Source organism: Nocardioides allogilvus, from assembly GCF_003047285.1.
Classification (GTDB): Bacteria; Actinomycetota; Actinomycetes; order Propionibacteriales; family Nocardioidaceae; genus Nocardioides; species Nocardioides allogilvus.
The window spans coordinates 58,407-78,282 of the sequence record NZ_PZYX01000012.1; the positions used below are offsets into that span (position 1 = coordinate 58,407).

At 70.8% G+C, this 19,876-nt stretch carries 18 protein-coding genes; 7 read left to right on the forward strand and 11 right to left on the reverse strand.

The annotated features are described in order from the left end of the window. Window positions 1-5: 5 nt before the first annotated feature. The 3 genes from C9J87_RS16040 to C9J87_RS16050 form a co-directional block, all read right to left on the reverse strand. Window positions 6-1,232 carry an SGNH/GDSL hydrolase family protein gene (locus tag C9J87_RS16040; RefSeq protein ID WP_232820084.1) on the reverse strand — a complete coding sequence of 409 codons (1,227 nt, stop codon included), beginning with the start codon at window positions 1,230-1,232 and terminating at the stop codon, window positions 6-8. A 102-nt stretch (window positions 1,233-1,334) separates the two neighbouring features. Further along, entirely contained in the window at window positions 1,335-2,726 is a 1,392-nt protein-coding gene (locus C9J87_RS16045) for a metallopeptidase TldD-related protein (protein ID WP_107706030.1), read from the reverse strand. Continuing rightward, the gene (locus tag C9J87_RS16050) at window positions 2,726-4,234 is read right to left on the reverse strand and encodes a TldD/PmbA family protein (protein ID WP_107706031.1); all 1,509 of its coding nucleotides are present in this window, start codon (window positions 4,232-4,234) and stop codon (window positions 2,726-2,728) included. The genes C9J87_RS16045 and C9J87_RS16050 overlap by 1 nt, the downstream gene beginning before the upstream one ends. Window positions 4,235-4,269: 35 nt before the next feature. Here C9J87_RS16050 and C9J87_RS16055 point away from each other — a divergent pair, with 35 nt between their 5' ends. After that, the gene (locus C9J87_RS16055) at window positions 4,270-4,965 is read left to right on the forward strand and encodes a sulfotransferase domain-containing protein (RefSeq protein ID WP_107706032.1); all 696 of its coding nucleotides are present in this window, start codon (window positions 4,270-4,272) and stop codon (window positions 4,963-4,965) included. A gap of 6 nt (window positions 4,966-4,971) precedes the next feature. Here C9J87_RS16055 and C9J87_RS16060 read toward each other — a convergent pair whose 3' ends face one another. From C9J87_RS16060 to pepN, 4 genes are read right to left on the reverse strand one after another with little or no spacing between them, the layout of a single operon-like run. Then, window positions 4,972-7,971, reverse strand: coding sequence for an AAA family ATPase (locus tag C9J87_RS16060; protein WP_107706033.1), 3,000 nt, complete (start codon window positions 7,969-7,971; stop codon window positions 4,972-4,974). Further along, window positions 7,971-9,131: an exonuclease SbcCD subunit D gene (locus C9J87_RS16065; protein WP_107706034.1), complete on the reverse strand. Its 1,161-nt coding sequence runs from the start codon at window positions 9,129-9,131 to the stop codon at window positions 7,971-7,973. Before C9J87_RS16065 ends, C9J87_RS16060 begins: the two co-directional genes overlap by 1 nt. Before the next feature lie 59 nt (window positions 9,132-9,190). Continuing rightward, entirely contained in the window at window positions 9,191-10,015 is an 825-nt protein-coding gene (locus C9J87_RS16070) for a formate dehydrogenase accessory sulfurtransferase FdhD (RefSeq protein WP_010832924.1), read from the reverse strand. Continuing rightward, entirely contained in the window at window positions 10,012-12,507 is a 2,496-nt protein-coding gene (gene pepN, locus C9J87_RS16075; protein WP_107706035.1) for an aminopeptidase N, read from the reverse strand. Before pepN ends, C9J87_RS16070 begins: the two co-directional genes overlap by 4 nt. 161 nt (window positions 12,508-12,668) lie before the next feature. On the opposite strand from pepN, the gene C9J87_RS19760 reads away from it, so the two are divergent. Genes C9J87_RS19760 through C9J87_RS16085 form a run of 3 tightly spaced genes read left to right on the forward strand, consistent with a single transcriptional unit; the run spans window position 12,669 to window position 14,162 of the window. Then, the gene (locus C9J87_RS19760) at window positions 12,669-12,812 is read left to right on the forward strand and encodes a hypothetical protein (protein ID WP_156887203.1); all 144 of its coding nucleotides are present in this window, start codon (window positions 12,669-12,671) and stop codon (window positions 12,810-12,812) included. A gap of 28 nt (window positions 12,813-12,840) precedes the next feature. Beyond that, complete coding sequence (locus C9J87_RS16080) at window positions 12,841-13,266, forward strand: OsmC family protein (RefSeq protein ID WP_010832922.1); 426 nt, start codon at window positions 12,841-12,843, stop codon at window positions 13,264-13,266. Window positions 13,267-13,268: 2 nt separating this feature from the next. Beyond that, entirely contained in the window at window positions 13,269-14,162 is an 894-nt protein-coding gene (locus C9J87_RS16085) for an oxidoreductase (protein WP_232820085.1), read from the forward strand. A 3-nt stretch (window positions 14,163-14,165) separates the two neighbouring features. On the opposite strand, the gene C9J87_RS16090 is transcribed toward C9J87_RS16085, so the two are convergent. Beyond that, window positions 14,166-14,888: a peptidylprolyl isomerase gene (locus C9J87_RS16090; protein ID WP_107706036.1), complete on the reverse strand. Its 723-nt coding sequence runs from the start codon at window positions 14,886-14,888 to the stop codon at window positions 14,166-14,168. Window positions 14,889-14,934: 46 nt separating this feature from the next. Here C9J87_RS16090 and C9J87_RS16095 point away from each other — a divergent pair, with 46 nt between their 5' ends. Next, window positions 14,935-15,291, forward strand: coding sequence for a hypothetical protein (locus tag C9J87_RS16095; protein WP_157953231.1), 357 nt, complete (start codon window positions 14,935-14,937; stop codon window positions 15,289-15,291). Window positions 15,292-15,300: 9 nt separating this feature from the next. Here C9J87_RS16095 and C9J87_RS16100 read toward each other — a convergent pair whose 3' ends face one another. Continuing rightward, complete coding sequence (locus C9J87_RS16100; RefSeq protein WP_157953232.1) at window positions 15,301-15,822, reverse strand: hypothetical protein; 522 nt, start codon at window positions 15,820-15,822, stop codon at window positions 15,301-15,303. A gap of 50 nt (window positions 15,823-15,872) precedes the next feature. Here C9J87_RS16100 and C9J87_RS16105 point away from each other — a divergent pair, with 50 nt between their 5' ends. Next, on the forward strand, window positions 15,873-16,505 hold the full coding sequence (locus tag C9J87_RS16105; protein ID WP_157953233.1) for a TetR/AcrR family transcriptional regulator: 633 nt from the start codon (window positions 15,873-15,875) through the stop codon (window positions 16,503-16,505). On the opposite strand, the gene C9J87_RS16110 is transcribed toward C9J87_RS16105, so the two are convergent. Beyond that, window positions 16,487-16,921 carry a GNAT family N-acetyltransferase gene (locus tag C9J87_RS16110; protein WP_107706040.1) on the reverse strand — a complete coding sequence of 145 codons (435 nt, stop codon included), beginning with the start codon at window positions 16,919-16,921 and terminating at the stop codon, window positions 16,487-16,489. The two genes, C9J87_RS16105 and C9J87_RS16110, sit on opposite strands and share 19 nt — an antisense overlap. Window positions 16,922-17,105: 184 nt before the next feature. Then, window positions 17,106-17,393, reverse strand: a complete 288-nt coding sequence (locus C9J87_RS16115) for a hypothetical protein (protein WP_157953234.1) — start codon at window positions 17,391-17,393, stop codon at window positions 17,106-17,108. Between the two features lie 295 nt (window positions 17,394-17,688). Here C9J87_RS16115 and helR point away from each other — a divergent pair, with 295 nt between their 5' ends. Beyond that, window positions 17,689-19,836 carry an RNA polymerase recycling motor ATPase HelR gene (gene helR / locus C9J87_RS16120; protein WP_107706042.1) on the forward strand — a complete coding sequence of 716 codons (2,148 nt, stop codon included), beginning with the start codon at window positions 17,689-17,691 and terminating at the stop codon, window positions 19,834-19,836. Window positions 19,837-19,876: the final 40 nt, after the last annotated feature.

Below are 19,876 nucleotides of genomic sequence, written 5' to 3' on the forward strand. Positions count from 1 at the left end.
CGTCGCTACTGCAGGACGACCTTGGGCTCACCGCTGGCGGTCAGCCCCGAGGCGCCCTGCACGCAGGTGCCGCTGCGGACGGCGCCGCCGTTCCAGGCAGCCCGGACGCAGCCGCGCAGGGCGAGCTGGCCCCAGTAGTTCGGGTGGAACGACTCCTGGATGTAGTAGGGGCTGTTGGCGCAGCACGTGGTGCCGACGCGGGTGGTGTTGACCCACTCGGTCTGGTCGACGGCGCCCGGGCTCCGCCAGGTGTCGAGCCCCTTCTCCTCCAGCAGGCCGACGCCGGTCTCGCACAGCCGGTTGCCGTTGAACAGGGTCGCGACGTTGAGGGTGCGGGTGTTGGTCAGCCCGCTCTGCACGCGCGCCTGGTCGATGGTGCTGTTGATGGTCGACAAGTAGACGTCGTTGGCCCAGTCGGCGTCCTTGTTCCAGATCCCGCAGCCGCCGAGGTCGTAGCGGGTGTAGCCGGTCTCGGCGTAGCGGATGCCGGCTCCGCGGGGGAGCGGGGACATGTAGTTGCGGACCAGCAGGGTCCAGCTGGAGTCGCCGTACCCCGCGTTGCGCATGGCCGCGCGGACGTTGGCGAACGCCTGGGCGATCTCGTTGCGGCGCGTGGTGACGCTCGAGGAGGACACACGCGCCTGCACAGCTGCGTCGTCGTAGCAGTAGTTCTTCCACCAGGACGGCGACGTGGCCCAGTTGCTCATGCACGCAACGATCGTGTCGCCGAAACCGAAGTCGTTGCCGCCGATGGAGACCTCGACCATCGTCACGTTGTGCGTCTTCGCGAAGTTCTGGAGGTCGAGGGCCTGGCCGCGCACGCTGCCGTTGTCGAAGAAGTCGATGCCGGGTTTCAGGTAGCCGTCGTCCGAGGTGTACGTCGTCGTCTTCGCGCCCGAGCAGGCGAGGTTCTTGCTGAGCACCCCGCCGATGTGGATGTCGGCGGAGCGGCTGCGGTGGCAGCGCTGGTAGGTCTCACCGGTGCCGGCCTCGTTGTCGAAGTAGGCCGTGGAGCCCAGCGCATCGTGCTTGTAGGAGCCCTGGTTGGTGTTGCCGGCCCAGCGGCCCGCCTCGCCGGAGATGTAGGACTCTCCGACGGAGACGACGTAGGGCGTCCCGACGCCCGGGCCGTCGGCGTGCGCCGGGGCCGGAACGACAGCGAGCGCGGAGAGTGAGACGGCGAGTGAGCCGAGCACCGCCAGGGCGCGCCTGGAGATTCGAGAAGTGGACAAGACGTGATCCTGTTCGTGAAGTGGCCCCCCGAGCGTGTGACAACGTAGTGGCGTATGTCACACCTTGGGAAGTACCAACACGAGCAAGATCGCGCGGCGGGTCTACAGGGCCTGCGAGACGCTCGACATGTTGAAGTCGGGGATGCGCAGGGCGGGGGTGGCCGTGCGGGAGAAGTAGTCGTCGCCCCACTCCCGGCTGAAGCTCGGCACCGTCGCGCTGGCGTGCGAGAAGCGGTTGAGCAGGTCGATCGGGCTCTCGTTCCAGCGGAAGTTGTTGACCGCGCCGACGATCTCGCCGCCCTCGACGAGGTAGACCCCGTCGCGGGTCAGGCCAGTCAGCAGCATGCTCTGCGGGTCGACCTCGCGGATGTACCACAGGCACGTCACGAGCAGGCCCCGATCCATCCCGGCCACCAGGTCCTGCTCGGTGCCCCCGCCGCCGTCGACCTCGAGAGCGAGGTTGTCGATCATCGGGGTGACCGGCTGACCGGTCATGGCGGCGGAGTGCCGGGTCTGGAGCAGGGCGGCCAGCGTGCCGTCGGCGATCCAGTCGGTGCGCGCCAGCGCCAGCCCGTTGTCGAAGACCGACTCGGTGTTGTCGGAGGCCCCGGCGACGTTGAAGGGAGCACTCTCGAGCCCGACCAGAGCGGGGTCGGAGAAGAGGTGCACGCCCTGCTTGACGATCCGCTCCCCGATGCGGGTGCCACCGCCCTGACGGCTGTAGACGGACTCGCCCTCGTGCGCGACGCGTGCCCCGGCACCCCAGTAGGCGTCGATCATCAGGTCGGCCACCGACGACGGGGGCAGGATGGTGTCGTAGCGACCGGCCGGCAGCTCGATCTGCCGCTCCGCCCAACCGAGACGTCGCTTCACCTGCTCGGCCATCGCCGCGGCGTCCACGTCACGGAAGTCGCGGGTGGCCCCGCCGACCCAGGCGCTGCGACTCAGGCCGAGGTCCTTGGCCGTGCATGCGTAGTGACCGGTGGGCTGCACGTGCCGCAGCCTCAGCCCGCGTGAGGAGCCGAGATAGGTGGTCACCATCTCGTGGTTGACGAAGCCGTAGAGCAGGCGGTCCTCCGCGCTCGCAGCGCGGAACGCCTCACCGAGGGCCGGCGCGAACGCGTCGTAGACGGCGATCCCGGTGCGCTCGGGAGCCTCGTCCCAGTCGGGGCTCGTGCGATCGGCGACGAGCTCCGCAGCGTCCTCGGCCGCGGTGGCCGAACGGGCCGCGGCGTCGGCCGCCTCGACCAGCGTCGTCACCTGCTCGAGCGTGCTCGCGCTGCCGGAGACCGAGCCGGTGGCGGTGCCGCCGGCGGTCGCCACGAACGAGATGACCGTCACCTCGACCGCGACCATCACTCCGTTGGTCGTCAGGGTGTTGTTGGCCCAGCGCAGGTTGGCGCTGCTGCTGTCGGAGGCGATCGCGATGCAGTCGTCGGCCGTCGACGTGGCGAGGGCGTGCTCGACCAGCTGCTGCGGAGTGGTGGCGCTCATCAGTGGCCTGCCTCGTCGGTCGTGTTGAGGATGCGGACGCCGCGGAACAACGCGGTGGGGGCGCCGTGGCTGACGGCAGCGACCTGGCCCGGCTGGGCCTTGCCGCAGTTGAAGGCACCGCCGAGCACCCAGGTCTCGGGACCGCCCACGGCCTCCATCGAGCTCCAGAAATCGGTCGTGGTCGCCTGGTAGGCGACGTCGCGGAGCTGTCCGTCGAGCCGGCCGTCGGTGATCTTGAAGAAGCGCTGCCCGGTGAACTGGAAGTTGAACCGCTGCATGTCGATCGACCACGACTTGTCGCCGACGATGTAGATCCCGCGCTCGACGCGGCTGATCAGCTCCTCGGTGCTGGGCCCGTCGGGGGCTGCCTGCAGCGACACGTTGGCCATCCGCTGGATCGGGATGTGGCCCGGCGAGTCGGCGTACGCACAACCGTTGGAGCGCCCCTCGTGGAGCTCCGGCTTCATGTGCCCCATGGAGCGGTCGAGCTGGTAGCCGACGAGCACGCCGTCCTTGACGATGTCCCACTCACGGGTCTGCACGCCCTCGTCGTCGTAGCCGACCGTCGAGAGCCCGTGCGGCTGGGTCCGGTCGCCGGTGACGTTCATGATCGGCGAGCCGTACTGCAGGGTGCCGAGCTTGTCGTAGGTGGCGAAGGACGTGCCGGCGTAGTTGGCCTCGTAGCCCAGCGCCCGGTCGAGCTCGGTGGCGTGCCCGATCGACTCGTGGATGGTCAGCCACAGGTTGGAGGGGTGGATGACGAGGTCGTAGCTGCCGGCCTCGACGCTGGGAGCCGCCAGCTTCTCGGCGAGCAGGTCTGGCACCTCGGCCAGCTCGGCGTCCCAGTCGTAGCGCCCGTCGGTGAGGTATTCCCAGCCGCGCGCGACCGGGGGAGCGATCGAGGTCATCGAGTCGAACACCCCGGACGCCTCGTCGGATCCCATCGCCTCGAAGCCGGGCTGCAACCGCACCCGCTGCTGGGTGGTGCGGGTGCCGGCGAGGTCGGCGTAGTACTTGTTCTCCTGGACCTGCTGCAGGTCGGCGGTCGCGTGCGAGACGCTCGGGTGCTTGCGCAGTCGGGTCGTCCACTCCGTCAGGACGGCCGCCTTCTCCGCGGTCGGCACGTCGAGCGGGTTGAGGTCGTAGGCCGAGACCCAGGTGACGTCGTCGTGCACGGGCTCCGGCGCGAGCTGGACCGGCGTCGTCGTCATGGCGGCCGCCACGTCGGCGACGGCGATGGCGGTCTCCGCGACCCGTCGGGCCTCCGCCTCGGTGAGCACGACCCCGGAGGCGAAGCCCCACGCGCCGCGATGGATGACGCGTACGGCGAAGCCGACGTCCTCCGTGTCGCTGGCTGTCTGCAGCACCCCGTCGCGGGCACCGAGGTACTGGTAGCGGACCCGCTCGAAGCGGAAGTCGGCATGGGAGGCGCCGAGCTCTGCGGCTCGGGCCAGGGCGACCTCACCGAGACTCCGGTGGGGCAGCGCGGCGAAGGTCGGATCGATCATGGGTGGAACCTAACCATGGCGTTAGGGTGACGCGCATGACGACACCGGCGTGGCTGGGGATCGGCGCTCAGCGGTCCGGGACGACGTGGTTCACCGACCTGCTGACGCAGCACCCACAGGTCGGACTGGGCCTGAACGGCAAGAAGGAACAACACCTCCTGCACAAGGTCGGCGACGGCGTCGAGCCCGCATCGGCGTACCTCGACCTGTTCCCCGACGACGGGATCCGACGGGGCGACTGGACGCCGCAGTACCTGCGCCACGCGTCCGCGCCGGCGACCGCGGCCCGCCTGCTCGGGCCGGAGGTGCCGGTGCTGGTGCTGCTGCGTGACCCCGTCGAGCGGTTCCTCTCCGCAATGCGGCTGGCCGCGACGCGGGCGAAGTCGCCGTGGCCCTACCCGGTGCCGATGACGGTGCAGACCTTCAGCGGCTTCTATGCCGACCAGCTGGAGATGTGGGCCCACCACGTCGGCCGCGAGCGGATGCAGGTGATGGTCTTCGAGTCGGTCCGCACCGATCCGCAGGCCGCGGTGGACGCGGTCTGGTCGCGGCTCGGCGTTGCCTCCGTGCCGCTGCGAGACGTCGACCGGCCGTCCGGTTCCAGCAGCAAGGCGTCCTGGACACCGCCGGAGGGGCTCGTCGCCTCCCTCGAGGTGCTCTACCGGCCGCAGGTGCGCCGGCTGGTCGACGACTGGGACCTCGACGTGTCGACCTGGTCGACGCAGCCCTGAGGTCGCTCAGCTGATCGAGACGCTGACCCGGGAGCCGTCACGTCCCTTGGTCACGCGCAGCTGGCTCGGGATCCGGGTCTGCATCTCGGCGACGTGGCTCACGACCCCGACGACTCGGCCGCCGTCACGCAGGCCGTCGAGGGTGTCCATCACGTCGTCGAGGGTGTCGGCGTCGAGGGAGCCGAAACCCTCGTCGACGAACAGGGTGTCGAGGTCGGCCCCGCCCGCTTCCTGGGTGATGACGTCGGCGAGGCCGAGGGCCAGCGCCAGCGACACGACGAACGTCTCGCCGCCCGACAACGTGGCCGGATCGCGGGCTTCCCCGGACCAGTCGTCACGCACGAGCAGGCTGAGCCCACCCCGGGACTCGCCTGCGCCGCGCTTGCCGGTGTGCTCGAGGGAGTATCGCTGGTCGCTCATCCGCGCCAGTCGCTCGTTGGCGGCTGCGACGACCTGGGTGAGCCGGTGGGCCAGGACATAGGCCGAGAGCCTCATCTGCAGGGCGTTGTCGGGGGACTTGCCCTCGACGAAGTGGGCCAGTCGGGCGGTGAGCGCCAGCTCGTTACGCACCGGAGCCCAGGCGGCCAGCGAGACGCTGACCTCGTCGGCGAGGGTCGTCAGGCGTTCGTGGCGACGCACCGCCTCGTCGTGGCGGGCGTGCGCCGCGCGTGCGCTGGACTCGGCGTCGGCGTGGTCGCGGGTCAGCACGTCGACGTCGGGGCGGGGGAGGGCGGCTGCCTCGCGGTGGTCCGCATCCTCGGTGACGGCGCGGGCTGCGCGCAGGTCTTCGTCGATCCGGGCGATCTCCTCGACCAGCGCCGCGCGTGCGCGGTCGTCCGCCCGGGCCGCACGCGCGTCGTCGACCGAGGCGAACCCGGCACCTGCCGCGGCGTCGACCAGCGCCCGCTCGGCACGGGCGAGGTCCCGCTCGGCCAGGGCGAGCTGTTCGTGGGCGGCGCAGGCCTGCTGCAACGCGTCCAGCTGACGGGCGCGCAGTGTGCGCAGCGCGGTGACCGTCTCGCAGCCGGTGTTGGAGAGCACCTCGTCGATGCGCGCGCGCAGGCGGTCGTGCTCGGCGCGGTGCAGCGCGAGCTGCGACTCGAGGTCGTTCTGGCGCTGTCTCGCCAGGTCGCGGGCAGTGCGCAGCGCGTCGCCGGCTGCTCGTCGCCGCGTCACGTCCTCGAGCAGGGCGGCGCTCGTCGCGGCGAGCGAGGCAGTCTCGGCGTGGGCACGCTCCGCGTCGGTGAGGGCGCGGGCAGTCTCCTCGGCCGACTGGCCGTCCGCCAGGGTCTGCAAGCGCGTGTGCAGCGCCTCGGCCTGGCGCAACCGGTCATCGAGGACGACCAGCAGGCCCTCCGCGTCGTCGACGTCCTTGCGCGCAGCGCGCTCGGAAGCGGCATCGGGGCTGCCGGGCGCAGCGACCGCGGGCCGTGGGTGCTCGTGGGAGCCGCAGACGGGACAGTCGGCACCGACGACGAGGGCACCGGCGATCTCGGCGGCCATGCCGTTGAGGCGGGCCTCGCGGATGTCCAGCCAGGTCTCCTTGAGCCGAGCCGCGTGTCCGCGGGCCTCCTCGCGCTCGCGTCGTGCGGCCGTCACCGCGGGTGTGACCGTCACCAGCTCGGCAGCCGCGTCGGCGCGCTCGCGCACCGTGCGCAGGGCGGCCGCCAGCGTGGGCAGGCGGTCCTGCGCCGCTCGCGCCAGGGCGAGCGCTTCCTCCGCCTCGCGGAGCAGGACCGGCGCTGCCTCGAGCTCGGTGGACAACCGGGCGACGTCGGCCACGGCGCCGGTGAGCGCGTCGGTCAGGTCGTCACCGAGGCGGGTGACCTCACGCAGCCGCTCGGCGTCGGGTTGGGCGGCCTCGGCGTCGTCGAGCGCGCGCCGCGCAGCGGTCAGCGCCTCGGGCAGCCGGGCGGCATCCACATCGCCCTGGCCGGCGTCCGCGATCCGGAGCCACGCGGTGGTCAGGGTCGAGGCCTCGCGCCGCCGGCTCCCGACCAGCGCGTCGTCGTCGCGTGCGGCGGTCTCCAGCTCGGCCAGGGGCTCGGCCCGCTCGGCGCGCCGAAGTCGTTCGCGCAGGTCCGTCAGGGAGTCATGGTCGTGGTCGGCCAGCCGATCGGCCGCCTGCGCATGCGCTGCCTGCCGGTCGGCGAGGCGGCGGCCGGCCTCGAGGCCCGCCAGCGAGGTGTGCACCAGCCGGTCGGCGTCGATACGCGCCGCCTCCGAGACATGGACGTCTGCCGTCGCTGCCGCGAGGTGCTCGCGGACCCATCGGGTGACGGCGCCCTCGGACGCTTCCAGCGAGAGGTCGGACATGTCCCACGCCGTCGGCAGCGGCTGGCGCGCCGTCTCGCTCACGCGGCCGGCCAGGTGGGCGACCGTGCGGCCGTGGCCAGCGGAGCTCCGCTGCAGGTCCAGTCGCCGGTCGCGCAGCCACTGCTCGATCCGGTCGAAGCGTCCGGTGCGGAACACCTGCCGCAGGAGTGCGTGCCGCTCGTCGGACCGGGCCCGCAGGAAAGCCTGGAAGCGCCCCTGCGGCAACATCGCCACCTGGCAGAACTGCGTCAGCGTGAGCCCGACGAGCCCGGTCACGAGGTGGCCGGTCTCGTCCAGGCGGGTGGAGAGCGGTTGCCAGCCGTCGGGGCGGTGCTCGCTGAGCACGACCGAGGCCTGCTCGGTGGTCATGCCGGTGCCACGCTTCTTGGGGCGCTCCCACTTCGGCGAGCGTTCGATCCGGAAGCGGCGACCGGACAGCGTCACCTCCAGCCGGACCCGGGGTGCGACGCCGTCGCCCGCCTGGTCGCACCGGAGCCGAGCGGCGGTGCTGCGATCACCGGGGACGTCGCCGTACAACGCGAAGCAGACGGCGTCGAGCACGCTCGACTTGCCCGCGCCCGTGGGACCGCTGAGCAGGAACAGCCCGGAGTCGGACAACGAGTCGAAGTCGACCTCGACGGTGTCGGCGAACGGTCCGAAGGCGGTGATCGACAGGGAGTGCAGGCGCATCAGCCGTCACCCACGAGGACGTCGAGATCGGTGTCGTCGCAGCATGCGTCGCACGCGTCGAGCAGGAGCGCCGACTCGGCGGGGGTCGCGGGCACGCCGCGCAGCTCGGCCACGAAGTCGAGCGCGATGTCATGGTCGCGTCGGCCCGCGACGCTGGCGACGGGAAGAGCGGCCGGAGCCACACCGGTCGGCGCGAACGACAGCACCAAGGTGTGCTCGAAGCGACGACGCAACCGCTCCATGGCCTGCGCGGGCCGGAGCTGGTCGGTCAGCATCACCTGCACCCAGTCGTGCTCGTGGGAGTGCAGGTCGGGGTCGGCGAGCAGCGTCTCGAGGTCACCGCTGAGACGGGCGAGGCGTCGTGGCACCGGCGCCTCGATGAAGTGGGCAGCGCTCACGCCCTGCGGGCCGAGGTCGACCAGCCAGCTGCCCTTGACCTGGTCGGCCTCGCCGAAGGAGTAGGCAAGCGGGGAGCCGCTGTAGCGGATGTGGTGCTCGAGGGTGTGGCGGCCGTGGAGGTGGCCGAGCGCGACGTAGTCGATGTCGTCGAAGACGCCCGTCAGCACCCGGCTCACGCCGCCGACGCTGATGTCTCGCTCGGACTCCGACGGCTGTGCACCGGCGACGAAGGCGTGCGCGAGCACGACGGAGCGGGCTCCCGGACGCGTGTCGAGGTCGGCGCGGACGCGGCGCATCGCCTCGCGCAGCACGATCTCGTGCGAACGCCCCGGCAGGCCCCACGGCTCGATCAACGCGGTCGGGTCGAGGTAGGGAAGGCCGTGGAAGGCGACCGGGCCGTGCTCGTCGCCGAGCAGGACGGGGGTGCCGACGGACGCGGCGTCGGTGCGGATGAACACGCCGGCCGCGTCGATCAGGCGGCTGCCGAAGCCGAGCCGCTGGGCGGAGTCGTGGTTGCCGCTGGTGACGACCACGGCGGCCCGAGATGCGGCCAGCCGGGCGAAGGTCTCGTCGGCGAGGCGCACGGCGTCGACGGCCGGCAGCGCCCGGTCATAGATGTCGCCCGCGACGACGACGACATCGACGCGCTCGGTCTCGATGACGTCGAGGAGGTGGTCCATGAACACGCCCTGGTGGCCGAGGAGCCCCTCACGGTGGAAGGACCTCCCCAGGTGCCAGTCGGAGGTGTGCAGGATGCGCATGGGACGAACCTAGATTCGAGCACCGACATCGCCCGGGAGCCCACGCCGCAGGCGGCTCCTCAGGCGTATTGCACACACCTGCGGGGGCTGGTGAAGCCGAACAGCGCCAAGCCCGACTCGGTGGCCAGCCGGACCGAGAGGCTCGTCGGTGCGCCCACCGCGACCAGGCTGCCGATGCCGCTCGTCACGGCCTTCTGGACCAGCTCGAACCCGGCCCGGCCGCTGACCACGAGACAGGCCGCGCTGTGGGGTTCGCCGGCGAGCACCTGCGCGCCGATCACCTTGTCGACAGCGTTGTGCCGCCCGACGTCCTCGCGGACCACCAGCAGCCGCCCGTCCGCGTCGGCCAGGGCCGCGGCGTGCACACCGCCCGTCCGGTCGAAGAGCTTCTGCCGCTCGCGCATCGCGGCAGGCAGCCCGCGGATGACGTGGGGAGCGGGGATGGCGCCCGGCCACGCCGGGGCGGAGCGGACGTCCAGCACCGCGGCCACGCTGTCCTTGCCGCAGACACCGCACGCGGACGAGCCTGCCGACTGGGCGGTGTGCCGGTGTGCGATGTCGGTGGGTCCTGTCACGGTGATCGTCACGACGTTGAACTCCTGCTCCCGATCCAGCTCGGTGTCGGTGCAGTAGGCCACCCGCGCGATCTCGGAAGGAGCAGCCAGTGACTCGTTCACCGCGAAGCCCGCCGCCAGCTCGAAGTCGTGACCCGGCGTCCGCATCGTGACCCAGACCCGCTCGGCCGGAGCGCCCCCAGCGGCGAGCCGGATCTCCAGCGGCTCCTCGCTGGCGAGCCGGTCCTCGTGGGCGCGCGGTCCCGCATCAGTGTGCTGGGTGACGCGCGTCCGCACCGAAGGCCCGGGTCGGCGCGCAAGCGTGCTCATGCCTCAGAGCGTACGGCGATGCGCCGGCGGACCTCGTCGGCCATGATCACCAGCTGCCTGCGCAGGGAGGAATCCAGGCTCTCCGAGCGCGCCAGCTCCTCGGCCCGTGCCACGGTCTCCCCGGTGAGCGAGGTGAGCGGGAAGAACCAGCAGGCGGCCGAAGCCAGCAGCCAGCCGCTGCGCACGGACGCAGTGTGCGGCAGCTCGTCGAAGAACCGGTCGACGTACGACTCCGTGAGGACCTCCTGGCCAGGTCGCCACATGCCCTGGCCGCAGGCCTGGAGCTCGTAGCTCGGCGCGTCCACGGCCCCGACGAACCGGTCCCAGGCCCACTGCTTGGACTCCGGTGTCGGCAGGCTCGCCACGGCGCGCGCGTGCTCGACCTTCGAGACCGCAGTGGTCTCCTCGGCCAGGTGCTGGTCGAGGGACGACCGGTCGACGGCCCCCAGGCACGCGAGGCGGAGCAGCAGGTGCCAGCGCAGGGAGAGGTCCGTCGAGATCCCGGCCGGCAGGTCGCCGGCGAGCCAGAGCTCGAGGTCCTCCGTGGACGACGAGGTCTCGACTGCTGCTCGGAAGGCTGCGTGCTGGACGGTGCTGCCGGGTCCGGCCGTCTCCAGCCGGGTGCAGTAGGCCGCGTGCAGCGCGTCGACCGCGGCGACCGGATCGGCGCTCAGCGGCGCGACCTTGGTGATCAGCCACTCGGTCAGGAGCAGCTTGCTGGAGTCGATGGCGCGCGCGTTAAGCGAGAGCGGCTCGTCGTTGGTCTCGCCGGGGATCGACGCGACGGCGACGGCCAGGACGTCCTCGGGGGAGATGACTGCGGTCTCGAACGAGCTGCGGACGTTGTTCCACACCGAGGCTCGCAACGCGTCGTCGGTCAGCAGCGGCATCACGGCTGCCAGCCGCTCCATGCTCGCGGGATCGACCTGGGCCACCAGCCACGACGTCTCGCCGGCGTCGAGGACCACGACCTCCTCGGGGGCGACCTCGACGGCCGAGGCTGCGTCGTCGAGCACCACGCCTTCGCGCCGCCAGCTGCCGTCCGCGGCGATGGCGGCGATGTCGAAGGCGTGCCGTCGGGGGAGTGCGGCCTCAGTGGACGAGGTCGGGGGAGTGCGCCGGAGCATCCCGCTGTGGCGGTCGAGCGTGACGCGGTCGACCCCGCTGGTCCGCAGCCAGCCCTGCGTCACGTCGCCGAGGTCGCCGGCCCCCGCGCGTTCCCAGCTGTTGAACAGGTCGTGCATGGTCGCGTTGGCGAACCGGTGGCGCGCGAAGTGGTCGTTGACGCCGGCGAGGAAGACGTCGTCGCCGAGGCGCGCGTTGAGCTGCTTCAGGATGCTCGAGCCCTTGGTGTAGGAGATGCCGTCGAAGTCCTGGAGGGCGGTGACGGCGTCGGACGCCCCGGTGCCGGCGACCGGGTGGGTGGTCGGGCCGGAGTCGGCGAGCAGCCCCCACTGCCGGCGCTGGTAGGCGTTGCGGACCCAGGCGTCGTCGAACTCGGTGACGTCGGCGGTCACCCGGTTGCCCATGTACTCGGCGAACGACTCGTTGAGCCACAGGTCGTCCCACCACGTCGGGGTCGTCAGGTTGCCGAACCACTGGTGCGCGAGCTCGTGGGCGATCGTGGTGGCGCGCAGGCACTGCGCGCCGCGGGTGACCTTGGAGGTGAAGAGGTAGGGATCGCGCAGGGTGACGCAGCCGGGGTTCTCCATGGCGCCGGCGTTGAAGTCGGGCACGAACGCCTGGTGGTAGTCACCGAAGGGATAGCGGTCGTCGAAGAGCCGGTGGAACTCGTCGAAGCACTGCCGGGTCACCGTCAGGATCTCCTCGGCGTCGCGCTCGAGCGCGCCCGCGATGCTCCGGCGGGCAGTCAGCCCGAGCCGGATCCCGTCGTGCTCCGTGGTGATCGCGTGCCAGGGTCCGGCGACCAGGGTGACGAAGTAGGTCGACAGCGGCTGGCTCTGCTCGAGCTCCCAGACGCCGGGCTCGACCTGCGTGCCCGGGGCGTTGCCGATCACCGTCCACTCGACCGGCGCGCGCACGTGGAAGGTGTAGGGCGCCTTGAGGTCGGGCTGGTCGAAGCAGGCGAAGATGCTCGGGGCGGCGTCCAGGAAGGACATGCCGTAGACGTAGTGGCGTCCGTCGGCGGGGTCGACGCTGCGGTGCAGGCCCTCGCCGTCGCTGCGAAAGCCCATCACGGCATCGACGACGAGCTCGTTGGCTCCTGCCTGCGGGTGGAGCGTGAGGCGTCCGCGGTCCCAGCTCTCCGGATCCAGCCGGACACCGTTGAGGCGGACCTCTGTGAGCCGCACCGGCTTCACGTCGACGAACGTCGCGGCACCGGTCGACTCGAAGACGATGGTGGTGCGCGACCCGAAGGTCGCGTCGTCGACGTCCAGGTCGAGCGCGACGTCGTAGGACACCACCGTCACGGACGCACACCGCTCGATCGCTTCGCGGTGCTGGAGGCTCAGGTGGGGGGATCGGGACACGCGTGCACCCTAGCCACGAGAAGTCTTGCCGGGTGTGGGAGATCACCCCGGAAATGGTCCGGCGCGGCACGGCGACTCCCATAGAGCGTAAGAGTCGCAGGGACGCCCTGCACATTACATCTCGCACCCGGCCCGCGCGGCCGAGAAGGACCAGGAACACCATGAGCACGCAGCTGCACGTCGCCTTCGGAATCGTCGAAGGACGTGTCCACTCCGTCGAGGACCAGGCCCTGCTGCGCTCGGTCCAGCTCGCTCGTCGCGAGCAGCGCCGAGCCGATCGCTCCGCGCGCCGCAACGCTCGCTGAGCCTGCACGGGCGCCTATGCTCGGCGCCATGAGTGATGACACCCTCCGCAGCGTCGCGCTGACCAAGATCGGTGACGCCCGCTTCAAGGCAACGAACGCCCGTGGTGGCGAGACCTTCATGGGCACCGGGGGAGAGGACCCCGACTTCACGCCGGTCGAGATGCTGCTCGCCGCGATCGCCGGGTGCAGCGCCATCGACGTCGACCTCATCACCGCCAAGCGGGCCGTCAGCACGAGCTTCGACATCACCGCCGAGGGCCACAAGGTCCGCGACGAGTCCGGCAACCACATGACCGGCCTGCGACTCTCCTTCGACATCACCTTCCCCGACGGGCCCGAGGGCGACGCCGCGCGCGAGTTCCTCCCGAAGGCGATCGAGATGTCCCGCGACCGGCTGTGCACCGTCAGCCGCACGGTCCAGCTGGGTGCCGACGTCACCTACGACCAGACCTGACGGTGCTGGGTCGTACGCCGACCCGTGGCTGGACCACGGAGCGGATGCCGCGCCAGGACGGGCGGACCTTCGTCGTCACCGGCGCCTCCGGCGGGCTCGGCCTCGCGACCGCCACGGCGCTGGCCGGCGCCGGTGCGAGGGTCGTGGTCGCCGTACGCAACGTGGACAAGGGGCGCGCGGTCATCGAGGGCGTGCCGGGTGACTTCGTCGTACGTCGCCTCGACGTCGCCGACCTGTCGTCGGTGAGCGCCTTCGCCGACGAGACGGAGCGGGTCGACGTCCTGGTCAACAACGCGGGGGTGATGTCACTGCCGCGGTCGCGGACCGTCGACGGCTTCGAGACGCAGCTCGCGACCAACCACCTCGGTCACTTCGCCCTGACCAACCTGCTCCTGCCCAGGCTGACGGACCGGGTCGTCACCATCGGGTCGGACGCCCATCGCAGCGGCGTGCTCGACGTGGCGGACCTCTTCTTCGACCGGCGCCCCTACCGGCCCTATGCCGCCTACGCGGCGTCGAAGCTGGCCAACGTCAGCTTTCTGGGCGAGCTGCAACGCCGTCTCACCGCGGCCGGCTCGACCCTGCGCTCCGTGGGCGCGCACCCCGGCTACACGTCGACCGGCATCCAGGTCAGCACCGGCAGCCCCGCCTTCAACCGCATCGGCGCCCTGGGGAACCGAGTGGTCGGCATGCCGGTCGCGCGCGGCGTCCAGCCGGCCCTGTTCGCGGCGACCATGGACGTCCCGGGCAACTCCTACTTCGGGCCGCACGGCCCGATGGAGCTGTGGGGCTCGCCGGTGCCCGTCGGACGCTCCGAAATGGCCAGCGACCCCGACCTCGCCAAGGAGCTGTGGGCGAGGTCGGAGTCGCTGACGGGGATCAGCTGGCCGCTGTAGCGATCAGCCGATGGTGACACCGGTGATGTCGATCGGGCCGGCGTTCGGGACGCCGCCGCCGGCCGGGTGCGAGCCGTCGTCGCCCTTCTTGGCAGCCTTGGTGAGCAGCTTGAGGCCGGCCGGGTCGACGGAGCCGAAGACGTTGTAGTCGGGCGTCAGGCCGGGGGAGTCGTTGAACACGAAGAAGAACTGCGAGCCGTTGGTGTCGGGGCCGGCGTTGGCCATGGCGAGCGTGCCCGCCTCATAGGTCTCCTCGCCGGTCAGCTCGTCGGCGTAGCTGTAGCCGGGACCGCCCGAGCCGCTGCCGGACGGGTCACCGCACTGCAGGATGCCGAAGGAGGGGGCCGTCGCCATGCGCGGGCACGGCGAGTCGTCGAAGAATCCCTGCTCGGCGAGCGAGACGAACGAGTTGACCGTGCAGGGGGTGGCGTCGGCGTCGAGCGTCGCCGGGATGTCGCCGAGCGTGGTCTGGAAGACGACCTTCACCTCGCCGGACACGGTGGGCTCGCTCGGCGGGAGCTCGACCTCCTTGATGGCGGGGGAGCCGCCCTCGACGTACTCACAGGAACCGGCGGCGGACTCGGTCTCGGCCGGCGTCTCACTCGTGGTCTCGCTGGTGGTCTCCTCGGTGGACGGGTCGGTCGCGCTCTCGCCCCCTTCGTTGCCGCACGCTGCGAGGGAAAGACAGGCCAGGGTCGCCGAGATGGCTACGAGTCGCTTCAACATGCCGACGATCGTAGGGGAGAAGGTGTGGGGACCTAGGATCACGTTCGTGAATCAACGCGTGCCGACCCAGGGCGACCGACTGCCGCTGCTCATCACGATCGGCGTCTTCGTCGTGATGCTGGCGTGCCTGCCGCTGGTCTGGATGCTCGACGCGGACATCGACGAGGACCGTCCGATGTACCAGGACATGCTGCGCATGCAGAACCTCCAGGCCTTGAACGTCGTCAACGAGGGCCGGCCCGAGGACGTGACCGCCACGGACGACGAGGTCGTGAAGGTCGGCGGCAGCGAGTTCACCGCGTCGCCGGGAGTGACGGTCGTCGTCCGCGCGGTCGACGAGAACTCGTTCTGCGTCAGTGCCAGCAACGACCTGGGCGAGAAGGCCGAGCGCTGCAGCGAGTGACCGGCACGGTCACGACGTCGTCGAGATCGTGACCGGCACCCGGGTCAATCCGGCTGTGGAGGAACAGGCCATGGCTTGGTTGATGGATTCCTCACTGGGTGCCACGGCAGCGAGCCCCGTCGTGGTGGCGCCCGTCGCGTCGCGGAGCCGGATCACGGCGAGAACGCCGACACGCGTCTCGGAGAGCGTGAACCTCACGGTCTGCCCGGCGATGCGCAGCCGACTCACGCCGCGGGTGGTGCCCGCCGCGCACGACTGCTCCCCGGAGGCGCGTCCTCGATAGGTCGCGGACTCGTCATTGAGCGTGACCGTCTCGCCGTTGCTCTTGGTGAGTACGCCGCTGCACTCACCGGAAGCGCGTGCGATCGCCGTCGTGGTCGCCATGGCGGCGCCCAGGCCCGGCTCGAACCTCAGCACGCCGGTCAGGGAGCAGGATCCGTCGAAGGATGCCGGCCCCGGCGCGCCGGCCGCCGCTGCTGGGACCATCGCGAGCGAGCCCACGAGGCTCAGGACTGCCGCGAACTTCTCCACCTGGCACCTCCGGAGGTTACTGCCACAGTGGCAGTAGTAGGCTTCCAAGAGTGCCGCCCACACCCTCGCGCGTCAACAACCCGACCACTCACACACGACGACGGCGTCGCCCCGAGGAGGCAGAGGCCGAGATCCTCGACGCGACGCGCGACCTGCTGACGCGACTGCCGGGGGAGCAGGTGACGGTGAGTGCCGTGATGGCAGCCACGACGCTGAGCAGGAAGTCCTTCTACGTCTACTTCGCCGATCGCAACGAGCTGTTGCGACGACTGCTCGACCCGCTGGCAGCGCGGCGGGACTCCATCATCGAGCCGGTCTACGCGGCTGACAGCCTGGTGCTGGCCGGCCAGGAGGCGCTGCACGGACTGGCTCGCTTCTATCTCGAGCACGGCCGTTTGTTGCGCGCACTGGCTCATGCGGCGGCGCATGACGACGACACGCGACGAGCGTGGCGCGGGTTCATGGAACCGGTGGTCGACGCGCACGTCCGGTTGGTCGAGCTGGAGATCGCTGCCGGTCGGATCTCGGGCATCGACCCCGAACCGACAGTGCGAGCGTTGCTCGCGATGAACCTGCAGTACTTCTTCGACGAGCTGGTCGACAACCCGGCTCCCGACGTCGACGCCGTGGCGAGCACGCTGACGACGGTGTGGGGACGCGTTCTCTACGGGACGGCCAGGTAGGCCGTCTTCGCGTCGGGAGAGAAGCCGCAGCTGCGGTAGAAGGCATGGGTCCCGGGCGCCTTCGAGCCGGTGAGCAGCATGGCCTTGTAGCAGCCTGCGTCCCAGGCGGCCTGGAGCGTCGCCGCCATGATCTGCTTCCCGAGCCCGGACCCACGGTGGCTCTCGTCGACGACGACGTTCTCGATGACGGCGTACGGCGACGCGCCCCGCGTCATGTTCGCGATGACGTTGAGATAGGTGGTCGCGACCACCGCGCCATCCACCTCGAGCAGCAACAGGGACAGCCCTGGCGTCCTCAGGATCGCGTCGAAGGCGGTCCGGTCGGAACCATCGTCCAGGACCGGGTCCGCCGGGTGCAGCTGATGGTAGAGCCGCGCAATGGCCTGGAAGTCTTCTGCAACTGCCTCACGGATCACCGGCGAACCGTACAGCTTTCGAACAGTGGCGATTCGTCTCCAGGTGGACGGGTGGGGAGGGTGAACACCGGTCCCGACCCACACATATTGACATAATGTCAGTTATCGGCGCTTTGCCTGGGGAACCAGATCGGGGTCAGATCAGGCGCACATCCCGATTTCGTTCCCCACCCGACGTGCAGGTCTACTGCGTCGGGTTCTCGCAGTAGAACGCGTCGCGTCCGCCGCCGGAGTGGTACTCGTAGCGACGGCCACCGGCTGACAGGACGATCCGCTGGCCGTCGACCAGCGCCTGGGTGTACATCTTCCCGGACTGGGCGCACCCGAGGCTGCCGTCGCGCCAGGTGACCTCCTCGAGCTCGACGAGCGTTATGTCGCCCTCGTCCACTCCCAGCGTGCCTGCCAGGTCAGAGACCGCCTGCTGCGCGACTGGTGATGGCGATGGTGTCGGTTCGCCGGGTGATGTGCTCACGGTGTCCTCCGTGCTCGGGTCCTGGGGTTCGGACGTCGACGCGCACCCGCTCAGGACGAGCGCCACAGCGGACGCCACCACGCAGTGTCGAACGATTCCCATGACGGCTCCTTGCCCGATGATGCCCGCACGATGGCGGGACGCAGATGGCCGTCGCTGACGCACTGTCCCTCAGTTCCAACTTATAGCGCAGTGGGGGGCTTGCGGCAAGGCCCCCGGCATGGTCCAGACTCGCCCGTCCAGGCCGGTTCTGCGCACCTCGCGGGACGCCCACACGCATCGGAGCAGATGTTCAGTGACGACTGGCACCACCAGTGCTTTCGACCTTCCCGACCAACGATCCGCCAAGTCAGACCCCGCGCTGATCACCGACGACGAGCACCACTTCCGGGCCATCGGCGAGAGCCTCGAGAGCTCGATCGCTGACTTGTCCGCGCGGCTCAACGAGCAGCTCAGGGCTCCGGGCGGCACCGGCCAGGCCGCGATGGACCGCGACGAGGAGATCCACCGACTCAGCGGCCGCCTGCGCACCCTGCGCCGCTACACCCTCGACCTGTGCCTCGGCCGCGTCGTGAGTACGGCGGGCGAGACCCTCTACATCGGGCGCCTCGGCCTGACCGACCGTGACGGCCGGCGCCTCCTCGTCGACTGGCGCTCCCCCGCGGCCGAGCCGTTCTTCGGCGCGACCCACGCCAACCCGATGGGGCTGGCGAGCCGCCGACGCTACCGCTGGACCCGCGGTCGCATCAGCGACTACTGGGACGAGGTGTTCACCTCCGAGGGCCTCGAGGGCCACGCCGCCCTGGACGACCAGTCCGCCTTCATCGCCACCCTGGGCAGCAGCCGATCGCCGCAGATGCGCGACGTGCTCGGCACCATCCAGGCCGACCAGGACGCCATCATCCGCTCGGGCTCGCGCGGAACCCATGTCGTCGACGGCGGTCCGGGCACGGGCAAGACCGTGGTGGCGCTGCACCGCACGGCCTACCTCCTCTACTCCGACCCCCGGCTGGGCGATCGCCGCGGCGGCGTGCTCTTCGTGGGTCCGCACGCGCCGTACCTCGCGTATGTCGCCGACGTCCTGCCCAGCCTCGGCGAGGAGGGAGTCAAGACGTGCACGTTGCTCGACCTGCAGCCCGAGGGTGTGGCCCTCCAGGTCGAGGCGGACCCCGAGGTGGCCCGCCTGAAGTCGTCCGTCGACATGGTCCGGGCGATCGAGCCGGCCGTCAGGCTGTACGAGGAGCCCCCCACCGAGGGCATGGAGGTCGAGACCCACTGGGCCGACGTCTGGCTCAGCGCCACGGACTGGGCGGAGGCCTTCGCCGCACCGGCTCCGGGCACTCCCCACAACGAGGCACGCGACCAGATCTGGGAGGAGCTGCTCACGATCCTCATCGACAAGCACGAGGCCGATGACGAGGTCTCTCCCGAGCTCGTGCGCCGATCGCTGGCCCAGAACACCGACCTGGTCACTGCCTTCAACAAGGCCTGGCCGGTCATCGAGGCGGCCGACCTGGTCGGAGACCTGTGGGAGGTTCCGGCCTACCTGCGGATGTGCGCTCCCTGGCTGAGCCCCGACGAGGTGCGCACCCTGCGACGCGCCGACGCCCGCGCCTGGACCGTTTCCGACCTGCCCCTGCTCGACGCTGCGCGGCAGCGTCTCGGCGACCCGGAGGCATCCCGTCGCCGTCGTCGCCACGAGGCGGCCGTCGCGGCCGAGCGCGCACGCATGGACAGGGTGATCGACGAGATCCTCCAGCAGGAGGACGACGACGGGATGATGGCCCAGCTCAACCAGGGCGGCCTCCGCGACGCCCTGGTCGACGAGGGTGCGCTCCCGGAGACGACCTCAGATCCCCTGGCCGGGCCGTTCGCGCACATCGTGGTCGACGAGGCCCAGGAGCTGACCGACGCGGAGTGGCAGATGCTGCTGCAGCGCTGCCCGTCGCGCAGCTTCACCATCGTCGGCGACCGCGCGCAGGCGCGCCACGGCTTCACCGAGTCGTGGGAGGAGCGCCTCGAGCGAGTCGGTCTCGACCAGGTGCACCTGGCGTCGCTGAGCATCAACTACCGCACGCCCGAGGAAGTCATGACCGCGGCCGAGCCGGTCATCCGCGCCGTACTCCCCGACGCCAACGTGCCGACCTCCATCCGCCGCAGCGGGATCCCCGTCCAGCATGGCTCGACGGCCGAGTTGCAGCAGGTCCTCGACTCATGGCTGGCCGAGCACGCCGAAGGCATCGCGTGCGTCATCGGCGACCCCGCCTTCGAGGGCACCGCGCGCGTCCGCTCCCTCTCCCCCGAGCACGTCAAGGGCCTCGAGTTCGACCTCGTCGTGCTGATCGACCCCGAGACCTTCGGCACGGGCATCGAGGGCGCCGTGGACCGGTACGTCGCCATGACCCGGGCGACGGAGAGGCTGGTCATCCTCACGACTGAGTGAGGTGCACCTCGAGGACGTCATGGGAGGTGGTTGTTAGAAC

Coding starts and splice junctions, on each gene's coding strand:
- C9J87_RS16065 (WP_107706034.1), bottom strand. CDS start 9,131: ATGCGCATCCTGCACACCTCCGACTGGCACCTGGGGAGGTCCTTCCAC.
- C9J87_RS19760 (WP_156887203.1), top strand. CDS start 12,669: ATGAGCACGCAGCTGCACGTCGCCTTCGGAATCGTCGAAGGACGTGTC.
- C9J87_RS16045 (WP_107706030.1), bottom strand. CDS start 2,726: ATGAGCGCCACCACTCCGCAGCAGCTGGTCGAGCACGCCCTCGCCACG.
- C9J87_RS16080 (WP_010832922.1), top strand. CDS start 12,841: ATGAGTGATGACACCCTCCGCAGCGTCGCGCTGACCAAGATCGGTGAC.
- C9J87_RS16060 (WP_107706033.1), bottom strand. CDS start 7,971: ATGCGCCTGCACTCCCTGTCGATCACCGCCTTCGGACCGTTCGCCGAC.
- C9J87_RS16055 (WP_107706032.1), top strand. CDS start 4,270: ATGACGACACCGGCGTGGCTGGGGATCGGCGCTCAGCGGTCCGGGACG.
- C9J87_RS16050 (WP_107706031.1), bottom strand. CDS start 4,234: ATGATCGATCCGACCTTCGCCGCGCTGCCCCACCGGAGTCTCGGTGAG.
- C9J87_RS16090 (WP_107706036.1), bottom strand. CDS start 14,888: ATGTTGAAGCGACTCGTAGCCATCTCGGCGACCCTGGCCTGTCTTTCC.
- C9J87_RS16070 (WP_010832924.1), bottom strand. CDS start 10,015: ATGAGCACGCTTGCGCGCCGACCCGGGCCTTCGGTGCGGACGCGCGTC.